Below are 15053 nucleotides of genomic sequence, written 5' to 3'. Positions count from 1 at the left end.
GTGACGGGACAGCGTCAGTTGACGACCGCGAGCACGTCGCGGGCGGAGAGGATGAGGTACTCCTCGCCGTTGTACTTGACCTCGGTGCCGCCGTACTTCGAGTAGATGACGACGTCTCCGACGGCCACGTCCAGGGGGACGCGGTTGCCGTTGTCGTCGATCCGCCCCGGGCCGACCGCGAGGACCTTGCCCTCCTGCGGCTTCTCCTTCGCCGTGTCGGGGATGACGATCCCGGACGCGGTGGTGGTCTCGGCCTCGCTGGCCTGAACGACGATCTTGTCCTCGAGCGGCTTGATGTTCGCCACTTGATGACCTCCCCTTCCTGGGGTGCGTGCACTCGCCTGATGGGTTCTGCGGTGATGTGTACTGGTGGACAGCGCGCGGGCGCCCCGTCGTCGCGGGTGCCGGAACGTCCGGGCCGTGCCGATTGGCACTCTACCCATGAGAGTGCCAGCGCTCAAACAGTGGTCACGCGCAGCGCGTCCTCGATGAGTTCGGCTGCGCGCACGCGGCCGCCGTCCTCACGCAGCTCGCTGCGGATCGTCGCGCTCCGCTGCGTGACCTCGGCCGATCCGGTGAGCCCGAGCAGCGCGTCCCGCAGCCCCTCGGCCGTCACCGTCGCCGAGTCCACGCGGCGCGCCACACCCGCGGCGACCAGGGCGTCGGCGTTGCCGAACTGATCGACCGCCTGCGGTGCGGCGATCATCGGCGTGCCCGTGAACAGCCCCTCGACGGAACCACCCATGCCCGCGTGGGTGAGGAACGCGTCCGCCTGCTCGAGGATGGCCAGCTGCGGGACCCACCGGTGGACCTCGACCGACGCCGGCACCTCACCGAGCACGGCCGGGTCGACGAAGGACCCGATCTGCAGCACGACGTGCCATCCGGGCAGGTCGCCGAACGCCTCGATGCAGCGCCGGTAGAAGTCGGGGTGGTCGGTGTAGGCCGACCCCAGCGAGACGAGCAGGACCTTCTCGGCCTCGACGGGCCGCGCCCACCCGCCCTGCTCGGGACGCTCGGCGAGGCACGGGCCGACGAACGTGAAGTGCGGACCCACGCGGTCGGCGTGCGGCTGCAGGACGCGCGGCACGAGGACGAGCCCGCGCTCGGGCCGACCCATCCACACCTCGTCCACGGGAACGCCGTTGCCGGCCAGCCAGTCGTGCAGCTTGCGGTAGTAGTCCGCGCCCCGCGGGTCGGCCTTCATCTCGGCGACCGACTCGGCCATCTCCTCCTCGTAGCCCTCCCACGCCACGAACGTGGGCGAGAGCTGGACGGCCGGGATGCCCCACTGGGCGGCGAGGATCCGGGCCGCTCCGCCGGCGATGTCGTAGAGGAACAGGTCGGGTCGGTCGTCGTCGTAGGCCGCCCTGAGCGTCGGCAGCATCGCGATGGCGTCGTCGAGGAACAGGGTGAGCGCGTCGATCGCGTCGCCGGTGAACGACTCCTCCGTGTGGAACGGCAGCGTCGACACGCAGGGCACGAACTCGACCCCGAGGCCCCGCACGGTGTCGGCGTAGCTCGGGTCGTTGGCGTAGGTGACGCGGTGGCCGCGCTCGACGAGGGTCCGGATCACCTCGAGGCTCGGGTTGACGTGGCCCGGCGCCGGAATGCTGACCATGGCGATGTGCGCCATCGGAACTCCTCTCCTTCGCGAGACGAACCGTCTCGGCTCGGCATACTAAGCATCCCGGCACCTCCCTTGTCAAGACGGTTCGTCTCGTCTCGTTTGCGGTAAGGTGCCTGCCATGCCCGACGCCACCCGCCGCAGCGAACGCTCCCGCGACGCGATCCTCACCGCGGCGCACGAGCTCGTCGGCGAGGTCGGTTACCGGAAGCTGACGATCGAGGCCATCGCCGCGCGGGCGGGCGTGGGGAAGCAGACGATCTACCGGTGGTGGCCGTCCAAGGGCGCGGTGGTCCTCGACGCGATGCTCGCCGCGGTGAGCGACCCCGCCGCACTCGCCCTGCCCGACACCGGTGACGTCCACGCGGACCTGCGGGGAGTGGTGCGCGCGATCGTCGAGGAGCTCGCCGACCCGACGCTCTCGGGCACCAGCCGGGCACTCATGATCGAGATCCAGGAGGACCCCGAGCTCGCCGAGTCCATGGTCGAACGCCTCCTCGGGCCGAACCTCGCCGCGATCGCCGACCGCCTCCGCGCCGGTCAGGAGGCCGGTCAGCTACGCCGCGACCTCGACCTGCCCGTGGCCGTCGAGATGATCGTCGGACCGCTCTACCACCGGTGGCTGCTGCGCACCGCGCCGCTGACCCCGGCCTACGCCGACACCGTCACCGACCTCGCGATGCGCGCGCTGGCGCCCGGATAGGGTTGCGCCCCATGGTGAAGATCGGCTCGAGTGATCTCGACGTCTCCCGGCTCTGCCTCGGCGGCAACGTGTTCGGCTGGACGGCCGACCCGGACACCTCGTTCGCCGTGCTCGACGCGTACGTCGCTGCGGGCGGCAACTTCGTCGACACGGCCGACTCGTACTTCTGGCGCAAGCCGGGCAACTCCGGCGGGGAGTCCGAGGCGATCATCGGCGACTGGATGGCCTCGCGTGGCAACCGGGACGCGGTCGTGGTCGCCACGAAGGTGGGGTCGTGGCCGGAGCGGCCGGGGCTGTCCGCTGCGAACATCACCGCGGCGGTGGAGGACTCGCTGCGCCGGCTGCGGACCGACCGGATCGACCTCTATTACGCCCACAGGGACGACCCCGACACCGCCCAGGAGGAGACGGCCGACGCGTTCGACCGGCTCGTGCGGGCGGGCAAGGTGCGCGCGATCGGCGCGTCCAACTTCACCGCGGAGCGGCTGCGATCGGCGCTGGAGATCTCCGCGCGCGGCGGTCTCGCGTCCTACGTCGCGCTGCAGCCGCACTACAACCTCATGGAGCGCGACGAGTACGAGAGCTCCCTCGCCCCGCTGCTGGCGAGCGAGGGCCTGGCCGGGTTCCCCTACTACGCGCTGGCGAAGGGCTTCCTGACCGGCAAGTACCGGCCGGACACCGCGGTGGACAGCGTGCGGTCCGAAGGTGCGCTGGCCTACCTCGACGACCGCGGCCGCAGCGTCCTGGCCGCGCTCGACGAGATCGCCGCCGGGCACGAGGTGCCGGTGGCGGCGGTGGCTCTCGCCTGGCTCATCGCCCAGCCGACGGTGACCGCGCCGATCGCGAGCGCGCGCACCGTCGAACAGCTGGAAGACCTGCTCCCGGCGCTGGATCTGCAGCTGACGGACGACGAGCGCCGCCTGCTGGCCTACCTGTCGGCCTGACCCGTCCGGGAACGGCTCATCGCCCGGTCGCGGCCTGGAGAACCTCCCGCGCGCTCGCACACCGATCGTGGCGCTCACGCACCGACTGCAGTCGGTGTGCCGACGCAGAGATCGGTGTACGAGCGCGAGTTCGGGGGCGTCAGCGGCGCGGCAACCGCGGTCCGATCGCGGCGCCTACGGCGACGACCACCTGCCCGGCGAGCACCGTCCAGCAGCCTGCTTCCAGCTCGAACAGGTCACCGTAGAACGACTTGTTGATCATCAGCGCATGACCGACCGCCACCAGCAGCGCGTATCCCGCCATCAGCGCGCGCATCGGTCCGAGCCGTCCGGCCGCGACGCTCCTGCCGGGTGTGCTGAGGATCAGCTTGGCGGAGGTCCTGCCTCGCACCCCACCCGCGGTCCACCCGAGCACGTAGGCACTCCACACCAGGATGAAGGCGATCATGCCCCAGGTGACGTAGTGCTGGATCAGGACGTTGCCGATCAGCGAGCGGATCGTCCCATCCCCGAGGGCGAGGGCGTGTGCCTCCGAGTAGGCCAGCAGCGGCCCAGTTCATCGCCGTCGCACCCGCCAGCGAGAGGAGGGTGCCCAGCACCACGGGCACCGTTCCCCACCCGGCCCGGGTCCACGGCCGCTGCTCGCCGGACGAAAGCTGTCCGGCCTGTGGCGGCGGACCGTACGAGGAAGGGTGCGGCGGCGCCTGCGGAGGCCCCCCGGCCGGGCCCCGCGCCTGGTTGGGGTAGTTCACCCGGCGGAGTGTATGAGATCGATTTCAAGCCCGGGAGGCTGCTCGATCCGACGACCTGATCGCCCGGCTCGGCCGTCCGATCAGCCGACCAGCACCTCGGTGACCGGCAGCGACGAGTCGGCCGGCAGGTCCCCCGGGCTCGGCGTCGCCCCGCCCGCGAGCAGGTGCGCGCCCAGCGCGGCGACCATCGCCCCGTTGTCGGTGCACAGCCCCGGGCGCGGCACGCGCAGCCGGATCCCCGCGGCGTCGCAGCGCTCCTGGGCCAGGACGCGCAGCCTCGAGTTGGCCGCGACGCCCCCACCGAGCAGCAGGGTGTCCATGCCGCGCTCCCGGGCCGCACGCACGGCCTTCGCCGTGAGCACGTCGACCACGGCTTCCTGGAAGGAGGCCGCGACGTCGGCCACCGGGACCGGTGTGCCCGCCCGCTCCAGCGCCTCGACGTGGCGCGCGACCGCCGTCTTGAGCCCGGAGAAGGAGAAGTCGAACGGCGCGTCCCGCGGCCCGGTGAGGCCCCGGGGGAACGCGATCGCGGCGGGGTCGCCCTCGCGGGCCTCGCGGTCGATGTGCGGGCCGCCCGGGAACGGCAGGCCGAGCAAGCGCGCGACCTTGTCGAACGCCTCACCCGCCGCGTCGTCGATGGTGGCGCCCAGGGGCGTGACCGGCCCGGCCAGGTCCGGCACGTCCAGCAGGCTGGAGTGCCCCCCGGACACGAGCAGCGCGAGGCACGGCGGCAACGCACCGTGCTGCAGCGTGTCGACGGCCACGTGCGCGGCCAGGTGGTTCACCCCGTAGAGCGGCACGTCCCACGCGGCGGCGTAGGCCTTCGCGGCGGCGACCCCGACGAGCAGTGCGCCCGTGAGCCCGGGCCCCGCGGTGACGGCGACGGCCTCGACGTCGCTACCCGTGACGCCGGCCGCGGCCAGCGCGCGGTGCACGGCCGGCACCATCGCCTGCAGGTGCGCCCGCGACGCCACCTCGGGAACTACCCCGCCGAAGCGCGCGTGCTCCTCCACCGAGGACGCGACCTCGTTGGCCAGCAGCGTCGCCGTGCCGTCCGGCTCCCACCGGACGATCCCGACGCCGGTCTCGTCGCAGGACGTCTCGATCCCCAGCACGATCATTGTTTCGGCTCCCGCCGCATCGTGTGCGCATCCGCGCCGCTGGGCTGGTAATAGCGCTTACGCAGGCCGACGACCGCGAAGCCCTCGGCTTCGTAGAGCGCGCGGGCGGCGTCGTTGTCCGTGCGGACCTCGAGGAACACGGTGGCCGTCACCTCGTCGGCCACCGCGAGCAGCCCGCGCAGCAGCGCGCGCCCGATCCCCCGGCGCTGGTGGGCCGGGTCGACGCCGATCGTGTGGATCTCCGCCTCGGCCTGCGGCGGGCCGGCCACGAATCCGAGCCCGCCGTACCCGACGAGCAGCTCCCCGTCACGTGCGGCAACGTAGGGATGCCCCGCCCGCAGCTCGTCGAGGAAGGCCCGCTCGCTCCACGGGTCGTCCCCGGGGAACAGCAGCCGCTCCAGCTCGGCGCAGCGCGCCGCGTCCGGCTCCCGCAGCGCGTCGATCTGCACGGTGGACCGCATCAGACGTTCACCCGCTTGCGCGCCCCGGGCTCGGTGGCGTCGGGCCGGCGCAGGTAGAGCGGCTCGAGCGGGCCCGGGGCCGCGCCCGCGCGCAGGGCGCCCGCCGCCACCGTGACCAGGCCTGCCGGTGAGGGCGACTCCGGCGGGCGTGCGGGCAGCCCGACCAGGCCCGCCGACGCACCGGCCGCGGCGGCCACACCCAGCTCGGCGGCGCGGGCGGCGACCTCGGCGGGCGCCTGCACGTGCGGCCCGTCCACCCGGCGGCGCGCGGAGTCGTAGGCGGCCCAGTACACCTCGCGGCGCCGGGCGTCGGTGACGACGAGCAGCGGGCCGTCCCCTTCCGCGTCCGCGGCGATCGCGTCCAGCGAGCAGACCCCGTGCACCGGCACGCCCAGCGCGTCGCCGAGTGCTGCGGCGGTGACCATGCCGACGCGCAGCCCGGTGAACGGGCCCGGCCCGGTGCCGACGACCACGGCGTCGACGCCCGCCAACGGGGTGCCGGCATCGGCGCAGACGGCCTGCACCGCGGGCATCAGCAGCTCGGCGTGCTTGCGCGCGTCGTGCTCCACGCGGGCGGAGCGCAGCAGGACCGCATCGCCGGTCACCTCGACGAGCCCCGCGGTGACGGCGGGCGTCGCGGTGTCGATGGCCAGTACGAGCACGCCCCGAGCCTACGAGCGCGCGCTCACCAGCCCGCGATGAGGTCCGGCAGGTCGGCCAGGCGGTGGAGCACGGCGTCGGGATGCACGTCCACCGGCACCTGCTGGACCGCGGGGATGTCGGAGTGCGGCACGAGCACCGCCCGCATGCCCACACCCTTGGCGCCGCTGATGTCGTCGTAGGGGCGGTCACCGACGTACACGCAGCGGGCGGGGTCCGTGACGTCGATGGCGTCCATGGCCGCCCGGAACGCCGACGGGTGCGGCTTGGTCCACGCCAGGTCGCTGGACCACACGCAGCCGTCGAACAGGTCCAGCACCCCGTCCTCGCGGAAGCGGTCCTCGTGCCACTCCCGCGGCCACGACGTGGACGACAGGACCCCCAGGCGCAGCCCGCGCTCGCGCAGGGTCGTGAGCATCGGCCCGGCCTCGGGATCGGTGGGCAGCTGCCCGGTCCAGAACGCCCGGTGCGCCTCGAGGGCCGCTTCGTGCACATCCGCCGCCACCTCGGCCGGCTGGTGCGCCGCGGCGTCGGCCAGCACCTGTGCGACGGTGAACGCCCGGTGCTCCTCGCGCGCGGCGGCCCAGCGGGCGTCCTCGGCGGCCAGCAGGGCGTCGGCGAGCGCGGCGGCGCGCTCGGTGTCGCCCGCGTGCACCACGTCGGCGAACAGGCGCCAGCCCGCGAGGTTGTCCATGGCCTTCCACGGGCTGAGCGTGCCGCCCCAGTCGAAGATCACCGCCTCGATCACGACGCCTCCTCGATCCGCTGGACGGTGGCCGTGCGCACGTCGTCGGGGCGGCGGTGCAGGCGCACCAGCAGGTGCCGGCCCGACAACCGCTCCGCCACTCCCTCACCCCACTCGACGGCCACCACGGCCTCGCCGAGGTCGGTGTCCAGGTCGAGGTCGTCCAGCTCGGCGGCACCGCCGAGGCGGTACGCGTCGACGTGCACGAGCGGCACCCCCCGGCCCCCGGGCAGCGGCCGGTGCTCGCGGGCGATGACGAACGTCGGCGACGTCACCGGCCCGGCCACGCCCAGCCCGCGGGCGAGGCCCTTCACGAACACCGTCTTGCCCGCCCCCAGCGGCCCCGACAGCACCACGAGGTCACCCGGCCCCAGCGACGCGGCCAGCCGCTCGCCGAGCGCCTCGGTGTCGGCCGGCCCCGGCAGCTCCAGCTCCGGCGCACCGGTCGTGCCCACTCCGGCTCGGTCGGTCATGCACGCCGCCGGATCCGGCGCGGGGAACGGGCCGCGCTGCGGCGGATGAGGTCGACGAGCGCCTCGTCCATCCGCGCGGACTGCTCCAGCATCGGCAGGTGCCCCACCCCGGGGAACCGGAGCAGCGTGGCGTCGGGCAACTCGCCCGCGATGACGTCGCTGTGGGTCACCGGGATGACGCGATCGGCGTCACCGGCAGCCACGAGCACCTCGCAGGAGGCGAGCGCCGGCAGCGCGGCGATGCGGTCGTGGCTGTTCACGGTGTCGGTGAAGTCGATCAAGGCGTCCACGGCGTTGACGCCGATCATCGTGTCGACGAGGTCGACGAGCCACGGGGCGACGTTGCGGTCGCCGTAGGCGAAGCTGCGGGTGAGCGACCAGAGCACGTCGCCGAGCGCACGTCGCGCGGTCTCCACGAGCGTCGGCTGCAGCCTGGCGAGCAATCCGACGGTGCGGGTGAGCGGGTTGTGCCGCGACAGCAGCGTGCCGGGCAGCCCGGCGCTCGCGACCTCGCCCGCCGAGGTGGACACCAGCGCCACACCGGTCACGCGGTCGGTGAACAGCTCCGGGTGCTGCTCCGCGAGCGCCATGATCGTCATACCGCCCATGGAGTGCCCGACGAGCACGAGCGGACCCTCCGGGGCGAGCGCGCGGATCACCGCGTCGAGGTCGTGGCCGAGCTGCTCGATGGTGCAGCTCTCCCGAGGGGCGCGCTCGGAGCGGCCGTGGCTGCGCTGGTCGTAGAGCACCACCCGGATCGACGGGTCGGTCAGCGCGGGCAGCGACTGGCGCTGGAAGTGCCAGGTCCGCCGGTCCAGCGCGAAACCGTGCACGAGGACCACCGTGAGCGCCGGCCTGCCGTCCCTGGCCTCGATCTCCTCGCACGACAGGCGCACGCCGTCGTCTGCTGTGACGGAGGACGGCTCGCTCTCGGGCAGCCCCGCGAGCTGCGGCGGTTCCTCCGACAACTGCGCGGTGAGGCGCCCGCGCTCCGCCACGACCCGCGAGTGCTTCCGCGCGGCCACCCCGACGACGACCCCGCCGACCGCCGCCCCCGCGGCCCCGGCCACCGCTCCCCAGATCTGCCCGCGCTTCACCCGGCCGCCCCGGTGTACGTGCGCGGGACGCGCCTGTCGCTGACGCCGGTCACGATCTCGTAGTGGATCGTCCCGAGCTCGTCCGCCCAGTCCTGGGCAGACGGCTCACCGCCCTCGCCCGACCCGAAGAACACCGCAGTGTCACCTTCCTGGACGGTCGCGCCGTCCCCGCAGTCGACCACGACCTGGTCCATGCACACCCGCCCGACGACCGGACGCAGCGCGCCGCCCAGCAGCACCCGCATCCGCCCCGCCCGCCCGAGGCGGCGCGGCACCCCGTCGGCGTAGCCCAGCGGCACGAGGGCGAGCGTGGTGTCGCGCGGGGTGGTCCACTCGTGGCCGTAGGACACGCCTTCACCGGCCGCGACCCGCTTGACCAGCGCCACCCGGGCGCGCAGCGTCATCGCCGGCCGCAGCGGGGAGACGGCGGGCTGCCGGTCGAGCGGGTCCAGCCCGTACACCGCGATGCCCGGCCGGACGAGGTCGAAGTGCAGGTCGGGACGGGTGAGGGTGGCCGCCGAGTTGGCCAGGTGACGGATCGGGGACAGCCCGCGCTCCCGCGCGGCCTGCCATGCCGTGGTGAGGCGGGCGGCCTGCAGGTCCAGCGTGGGGTGCTGCGGCGAATCGGCTTGCGCGAGGTGCGACCAGACCGCCACGACCTGCGCGCACCCGTCGGCCACCGCCTTCGACGCGCCGTCGAGCAGGGCGCTCCAGTCGGCGGGCGACGCACCGTTGCGGCTCAAACCGGTGTCGATCTTCAGATGCAGCCGGGCGGGACGGTCGGCCCGCCGGGCGCCGTCGAGCACGGCCGCGAGGTGGCGCACCGACGACACCGAGAGGTCCACGCCGGTGGCCACGGCCTCGGTGAAGTCCTCGTCGGGGAGGTGCAACCACGACAGCAGCGGGGCGGTGATGCCGGCCCCGCGCAACTCCCGGGCCTCCTCGAGCGTGCAGACGCCCAGCCAGGACGCGCCCGCCTCGAGCGCCGCCCTGGCCACCGGGACGGCACCGTGGCCGTACCCGTCCGCCTTCAGGACGACCATCACGGCCGTGCCGTGCGCCGCCTGCCGGAGCACACCGACGTTCTGCCGCACCGCCGCCAGGTCGACGACGGCCTCGGCCCGCAGCCTGCCCGACGGTTGCACCACGGGGGTCATCATCGCATCCGCGCGCGGACACCCGACCGACGAGCGGCGCTCCGCCCGCCAGGTTCAGCGCCCGTTCGTCGGCCCCGTCCGCCCCCGCACCGCGCGGACGGCCTCCGGGATCGCGGCCTGCAGCAGTGACGCGGGGGCGGGCGCGCCCTTCGCGGCGATGCCGGCGGCGATGTCGTGCACGTAGGTGGCGCAGGCCGCGGCCCACCAGGGCTCCAGACCGGCAGCGAGGAGCGCGCCGGTCATGCCCGTCAGGACGTCACCGGAACCGGCCGTCGCCGCCCACGACGACGACGCGGGATGCACCAGGACCCGACCGCCGGGATCGGCGACGACCGTGGCGTTGCCCTTGAGCAGCACGGTCACGCCCAGGGCGGTAGCGGCCCGGCGCGCGGCACCGATCCGGTCCGGACCGACCTCGCCCGCCACCCGCGCGAACTCGCGGTCGTGCGGCGTGATCACCACCGGTCGGCCGTGCAGGGCCGCGCGCAGGTCGGCGTGCCGGGCCAGCAGCGTGATCGCGTCGGCGTCCACGCACAGCGGCACGTCCCGCGCGATCACCTCGGCGAGCACCCCGCGACCCGCGTCGTCGACGCCGATGCCCGGCCCGACCGCCCACGCCTGTACCTGCCCGGCGTCCTGCACGGACCCGGTGGTCACGACCTCCGACCAGTGGTCGCGCACCCCGGGTGCGGCACTGCCCGCGAAGCGGACCATGCCGCTCGTCGCGAGCGCCGCAGCGCCCGTGGCCAGCACGGCCGCGCCGGGATAGGTGGCCGAGCCCGCAGCGATGCCCACGACACCCTGGCTGTACTTGTCGTCGGCCGGACCGGGAACCGGCCAACGGGAGGCCACGTCGCCTGCCGTCGGCACGAACGCGTGTGGCTGGGGCAGGAACGGTCCGAGCCCGATGTCCACCAGGTGCACCGGACCGCACCGCGCGGCCGCGAGCGCGTGCACGGGCTTGAGCGCGCCGAACGTCACCGTCGCGGTGGCCGAGACCGCCGGGCCGTCCACCGCGCCCGTGTCCGGGTCGACACCGCTCGGCAGGTCGACGGCCAGCACCGGGACGCCCGCACGCTCGACGGCGGCCACGAGCCCGGCCGCGGGCTCACGCAGCGCCCCGCGCCCGGAGATGCCGACGATGCCGTCGATCACCAGGTCGGCACCGAGCTCCGCCACCAGCCCGGCCTCCGCGTCCACGACCCGCCCGCCCGCCCGGCGCAGCGCCGCGAGCCCCGCCGGGTGCGCCCGTGCGGGATCGAGCAGCACCGCCGTGACGCCCACACCGCGCCTGCGCAGCTCCACGCCCGCCCACAACGCGTCGCCCCCGTTGTTGCCCGCGCCGACGAGCAGCACGACACGGCGGCCCGCCACCCGCCCGCCCGCGGCGAGCATCCGGCGCGCGTGCACGGCGAGCCCGAACGCGGCCCGGCGCATGAGCGCACCCTCTCGCGTACGTCCCAGCAGGACGGCCTCGGCCGCACGCACCTGCTGGGCCGTCCAGACGCCCCTCATCGACAGTCCGTCGTCGGCATGCGGGCGAGACTAGACGGCGGCCACGACCGTTCGGCGGGTCCTGCAGCGGCGGGGGCACGACCGCCGCGGCGAGCGACGCACACCACGCGCCGCCCCACGAGCGGAGCCGGCGAACGTCTGTGGTCGACGCACTACGCGCCGCCGCCGCGCTTCCCCTTGTGCACCGGGGGCGCGCGGTAGCGTGCGCGGTGTGACCCGCACCCGCCCTGCAACCCGGCCGCCCGAGGTGCGCGGCGCCAAGGACGCCGTCGAGCACCTGTCCCGGCCCGGTCCGCACCCGGTGCTGCGTGGGGATCTCGGAATGGTCGGCCTCCCCGGGGTGGTCTTCGCCCCCGAAGAGGGCCTCGGGCTGCCCGCGGTCGCGTTCGCCCACGACTGGCTCCAGCCTCCCGAGCGCTACGCCGACCTGCTGCGCCACCTGGCGTCCTGGGGCATCGTCGCCGCCGCACCCGGGAGCCACCGGGGTGTGCTGCCCAGCCACGCGGGGTTCGCGGCCGACCTGCGCACCACGCTCGACGTCTGCGCCGGGGTGCGCCTCGGCGACGGCCGGATCAGCGTCGACTCCCGCCGCACCGCCCTCGCCGGCCACGGCATCGGCGGCGGGATCGCCCTGCTCGCGGCCCAGGGGCATCCGCGGGTCGCCGCCGTCGTGACGATCGCCCTCGCCCAGACCCGCCCGTCCGCGCTGGACGCCGCGCGCGCCGTCACCGTTCCGGTACTGCACCTCGCCGCCGGCCGCGACACCGTGGCGCCGGCGGCCGGTCACGCGGAGCCCGTGGCCGCCGCTGCCGGTGGCCCCGTCCAGCTCCGCACCCTCACGAAGGCCTCCCACACGGGCTTCCTCGCGGGTGTGCACTGGAGCGACTTCGTGCTCTCCGGCAGCCCGGACGCCAAGACCCGACGTCTCACCCGCGCCCTGGTCACCGCGTTCCTGCTGCACCACCTCTGCGACGAGGACCGCGTCGACGTCCTCGTGGACGGCAAGGTCCCCGGCACCACGCTCGCCGCCCACGACTGACCGCGCGACCCCGACACGACCACACCCACGCCCCGACTCGCGGGGCCCCCGCGAGTCGCGGCCCCACCCCCGCGAGTCGCGGCCTGACACCCGCGAGTCGCGGTCGGGGTGGGTGCCGGCGCTCAGCCGGACGGTGGCGTCGGCGGGAGCTCGGCGATCTGCATCCCCCGCTCGTCGTCCACGCGCTCGGCTTCGGTGCCCGCGAGCCGCGCCCCCGTGCGACGGCCGACGAAACCCGCGGGGCCGGTGAGCGGCGCGGCGGGAAAGCCGTACTGCCCTGCCTGCCGCGCGTGGGCCTCGGCCAGCTCCTGGGCAGCAGCCGATTCGCGGCGCAGCGCGCCACCCACCTCTGCGATGCGGTCCGCCCACTCCCGGCCGTGCGTGTCCGGCCAGTCTCCTGCGACCTGCTCGCCCAGCTGCGCGACCCGGCGGCCGACGTCGGAGAGCACCTCCGCGAGCCCGTCGTACCAGCGGGCGGCCTGCCGGGCGACGTCGTCGTCGGGCTGCGGCGATCGGTTCACACCCGGTCCGGATCGAGGATCGCACGCAGGGAACGCCCGACCTCCGTGTCCGCCGAGCCCGCCGCCTCGGCCGCCCCTGCCAGGGCTGCGCTCAGGTTCGCCAGCTCTCGCACCGCCCCGCCGACAACTGCCCGGATCCGCTCCTGCTCGGTGTCGGCGACCACTCCGTCCGGCGCCTCGTGCAAAGCCCCGCGCAGCTCCTCCGACATGCCGGCGGCCGCCGATGCGTGGGCGCGCAACCGGTCGGGATCCAGGTGCAGCTCGGGAGCCATGCACCGATGGTGCCCGACCGGGCCGTCCCGCACGCCCGAACGCGGGAAGTGGCCATCACCGCTGTCCGGCGGTGGGCAGTGCGCCGACCGCAGATGTGCGCCGGCATTGATCGAACTACGGGTCGCGGTGTGCACGGCACGTCAATGCCCTTTAGTGCCCTCGCGCTCACGTACATCTCGCACACCGATGCGCCGTCATGATCGCCAGGAGTGTTCCGGGGGCGACAGATCTGTCGCCCTGACACCACTCTCGCTGATCACGGCCGCCTGCTTCATGATCAGATCGACGTCAGGGGTTGCCGCCGGCGGATCTCACAGCCCTGGTGTCGATGTGACCACGAAAAACCTCCTGTGGGCGCGCCGTCCCGGCTCGCGACCACTGCCCCACGCCCCGGCCAGGCCTTCCGTGCAATCGGCCGAGTTCCCCCGATCCCTGCCCGGGCGACCACGCTATTCGTGGTTTGCGCCCAACCCGGCCGGGCTCGGCGAGGGGGGTCGGGCTCGGCGCCGTGCACCCCGACGACGGGGTCGTGGACGCAGAACGGCGCGCGTGGGCGGGCCTGCCGGTGATCGGTGGACCGGCCGTCGCATCAGCCCGTGGACGTTCGTGGCCGGCGCGCTAGCCGGCCGCGGCGACGACCTCCGCCAACCGCACGGCCGTGGCCTGCGCCTGCTCGGCGGTGGGGGCTTCGACCATCACCCGGACCATCTGCTCGGTGCCCGAGGGGCGCAGGAGCACCCGCCCGGAGCCGCCGAGCTCCGCCTCCGCCTTCCCGACCGCCTCACGCACGGCCTCCGACCCGGCCACCGCGGCCTTGTCGGCGACCTCGACGTTCTGCAGCACCTGCGGCAGCGGCGTGACGATCGCGGCCAGCTCGGCGAGGGATCGCCCGGTGGCCGCCATGCGCGCCATCAGCCGCAGTGCGGTGAGCAGGCCGTCCCCGGTGGTCGAGTAGCGCGGGAGCACGACGTGGCCGGACTGCTCGCCGCCGAGGCTGAACCCGCCCTCGCGCAGCTCCTCCAGCACGTAGCGGTCACCGACGGCCGTGGTGCGCACCGCGATGCCCGCCTCCTGCATCGCCAGGTGCAGGCCGAGGTTGCTCATCACCGTGGCGACGAGGGTGTCCTGGGCCAGCTCGCCCGCCTCGCGCATCGCGACGGCGAGCACGGCCATGATCTGGTCGCCGTCGATCTCGGCGCCGTCGGCGTCGACGGCGAGGCAACGGTCGGCATCGCCGTCGTGGGCGATTCCCAGGTCGGCGCCGTGCGCGCGGACGGCCTCGCGCAGCAGGCCGAGGTGCGTGGAACCCACGCCGTCGTTGATGTTGAGCCCGTCCGGCTCGGCGTGCACCGCGACGACGTCGGCCCCCGCGCTCCGGTAGCTCTGCGGGGCCACCGTGGATGCGGCACCGTGTGCGCAGTCGACCACCACACGCAGCCCGCCGAGGGTGGCGGGGGTGGCGGCGAGCAGGTGGTCCCGGTAGCGGGCGGCCGCATCGGGCAGGTCCCGGACGCGGCCGATCGCCGCTCCGGTGGGCCGCGCGCCCGTGGCACCGAGCTCGGCCTCGACCTCGCCCTCGACCGCGTCGGGGAGCTTGTGACCGCCCGCGGCAAACAGCTTGATGCCGTTGTCGGGCATCGGGTTGTGCGACGCGGAGATCATCACTCCGAAGTCGGCCCCGAGCTCGCCGACCAGGAAGGCCACTGCGGGCGTGGGCACGACGCCGACCCGCACCGCGTCGGCTCCGGCCGAGGACAACCCGGCCACGACCGCAGCCTCGAGCATCTCGCCGCTGGCACGCGGATCGCGGCCGATCACCGCGACCGGCCGGCGGGAGCCGTTCCGTTCACCCAGCACACGTGCGGCAGAGACGGAAAGAGCCACGGCGAGCTCCGGGGTGAGGAGCTCGCCGTTGGCCAATCCGCGGACGCCGTCGGTACCGAACAGACGCCGTTCGCTCAAGTG

At 74.5% G+C, this 15053-nt stretch carries 17 protein-coding genes; 3 read left to right on the top strand and 14 right to left on the bottom strand.

Annotated elements, in window-relative coordinates; all coding sequences use genetic code 11:
* Nucleotides 1-14: 14 nt before the first annotated feature.
* Both groES and CFP66_RS20840 read right to left on the bottom strand, forming a co-directional pair.
* Complete coding sequence (groES, locus tag CFP66_RS20845; protein ID WP_013677399.1) at nt 15-305, bottom strand: co-chaperone GroES; 291 nt, start codon at nt 303-305, stop codon at nt 15-17.
* Between the two features lie 152 nt (nt 306-457).
* On the bottom strand, nt 458-1636 hold the full coding sequence (locus tag CFP66_RS20840; RefSeq protein WP_094926792.1) for a macrolide family glycosyltransferase: 1179 nt from the start codon (nt 1634-1636) through the stop codon (nt 458-460).
* Nucleotides 1637-1748: 112 nt separating this feature from the next.
* Between CFP66_RS20840 and CFP66_RS20835 the strand changes: the two genes are divergently transcribed.
* Together CFP66_RS20835 and CFP66_RS20830 are read left to right on the top strand one after the other, a co-directional pair.
* Nucleotides 1749-2330 carry a TetR/AcrR family transcriptional regulator gene (locus CFP66_RS20835; protein ID WP_094926791.1) on the top strand — a complete coding sequence of 194 codons (582 nt, stop codon included), beginning with the start codon at nt 1749-1751 and terminating at the stop codon, nt 2328-2330.
* A gap of 11 nt (nt 2331-2341) precedes the next feature.
* Nucleotides 2342-3274, top strand: a complete 933-nt coding sequence (locus CFP66_RS20830; RefSeq protein ID WP_094926790.1) for an aldo/keto reductase — start codon at nt 2342-2344, stop codon at nt 3272-3274.
* A 139-nt stretch (nt 3275-3413) separates the two neighbouring features.
* On the opposite strand, the gene CFP66_RS20825 is transcribed toward CFP66_RS20830, so the two are convergent.
* From CFP66_RS20825 to CFP66_RS20785, 9 genes are all read right to left on the bottom strand, one after another.
* Nucleotides 3414-3722 (bottom strand): hypothetical protein, encoded by a 309-nt coding sequence (locus CFP66_RS20825; protein ID WP_094926789.1) that lies wholly within the window; start codon nt 3720-3722, stop codon nt 3414-3416.
* Nucleotides 3723-4106: 384 nt separating this feature from the next.
* Nucleotides 4107-5147: a tRNA (adenosine(37)-N6)-threonylcarbamoyltransferase complex transferase subunit TsaD gene (tsaD, locus tag CFP66_RS20820; RefSeq protein ID WP_094926788.1), complete on the bottom strand. Its 1041-nt coding sequence runs from the start codon at nt 5145-5147 to the stop codon at nt 4107-4109.
* Nucleotides 5144-5608 (bottom strand): ribosomal protein S18-alanine N-acetyltransferase, encoded by a 465-nt coding sequence (rimI, locus tag CFP66_RS20815; RefSeq protein WP_198961568.1) that lies wholly within the window; start codon nt 5606-5608, stop codon nt 5144-5146. The genes tsaD and rimI overlap by 4 nt, the downstream gene beginning before the upstream one ends.
* Nucleotides 5608-6270 (bottom strand): tRNA (adenosine(37)-N6)-threonylcarbamoyltransferase complex dimerization subunit type 1 TsaB, encoded by a 663-nt coding sequence (gene tsaB / locus CFP66_RS20810; protein ID WP_094926787.1) that lies wholly within the window; start codon nt 6268-6270, stop codon nt 5608-5610. Before tsaB ends, rimI begins: the two co-directional genes overlap by 1 nt.
* Before the next feature lie 23 nt (nt 6271-6293).
* Entirely contained in the window at nt 6294-7016 is a 723-nt protein-coding gene (locus tag CFP66_RS20805) for an HAD family hydrolase (protein WP_094926786.1), read from the bottom strand.
* On the bottom strand, nt 7013-7486 hold the full coding sequence (gene tsaE, locus CFP66_RS20800) for a tRNA (adenosine(37)-N6)-threonylcarbamoyltransferase complex ATPase subunit type 1 TsaE (protein WP_094926785.1): 474 nt from the start codon (nt 7484-7486) through the stop codon (nt 7013-7015). The genes CFP66_RS20805 and tsaE overlap by 4 nt, the downstream gene beginning before the upstream one ends.
* Nucleotides 7483-8583, bottom strand: a complete 1101-nt coding sequence (locus CFP66_RS20795; RefSeq protein WP_094926784.1) for an alpha/beta fold hydrolase — start codon at nt 8581-8583, stop codon at nt 7483-7485. Before CFP66_RS20795 ends, tsaE begins: the two co-directional genes overlap by 4 nt.
* A complete protein-coding gene (alr, locus tag CFP66_RS20790) occupies nt 8580-9740 on the bottom strand; it encodes an alanine racemase (protein WP_094926843.1) in 1161 nt (386 codons plus the stop codon). Before alr ends, CFP66_RS20795 begins: the two co-directional genes overlap by 4 nt.
* A 54-nt stretch (nt 9741-9794) precedes the next feature.
* Entirely contained in the window at nt 9795-11255 is a 1461-nt protein-coding gene (locus CFP66_RS20785) for an NAD(P)H-hydrate epimerase (RefSeq protein ID WP_094926783.1), read from the bottom strand.
* A 211-nt stretch (nt 11256-11466) separates the two neighbouring features.
* Here CFP66_RS20785 and CFP66_RS20780 point away from each other — a divergent pair, with 211 nt between their 5' ends.
* On the top strand, nt 11467-12294 hold the full coding sequence (locus CFP66_RS20780; RefSeq protein ID WP_094926782.1) for a dienelactone hydrolase family protein: 828 nt from the start codon (nt 11467-11469) through the stop codon (nt 12292-12294).
* Between the two features lie 122 nt (nt 12295-12416).
* Here the strand turns inward: CFP66_RS20780 and CFP66_RS20775 are convergent, their stop codons facing one another.
* From CFP66_RS20775 to glmM, 3 genes are all read right to left on the bottom strand, one after another.
* Nucleotides 12417-12815, bottom strand: coding sequence for a hypothetical protein (locus CFP66_RS20775; protein WP_094926781.1), 399 nt, complete (start codon nt 12813-12815; stop codon nt 12417-12419).
* Nucleotides 12812-13087 carry a hypothetical protein gene (locus CFP66_RS20770; RefSeq protein WP_143517322.1) on the bottom strand — a complete coding sequence of 92 codons (276 nt, stop codon included), beginning with the start codon at nt 13085-13087 and terminating at the stop codon, nt 12812-12814. Before CFP66_RS20770 ends, CFP66_RS20775 begins: the two co-directional genes overlap by 4 nt.
* A 619-nt stretch (nt 13088-13706) precedes the next feature.
* Nucleotides 13707-15050, bottom strand: coding sequence for a phosphoglucosamine mutase (glmM, locus tag CFP66_RS20765; protein ID WP_094926779.1), 1344 nt, complete (start codon nt 15048-15050; stop codon nt 13707-13709).
* Between the last annotated feature and the right edge of the window lie 3 nt (nt 15051-15053).

This window comes from Pseudonocardia sp. MH-G8, assembly GCF_002262885.1.
Taxonomy (GTDB): Bacteria; Actinomycetota; Actinomycetes; order Mycobacteriales; family Pseudonocardiaceae; genus Pseudonocardia.
The sequence above is the reverse complement of the archived record's forward strand: the minus strand, read 5'-3'. Positions and strand labels throughout refer to the sequence as shown.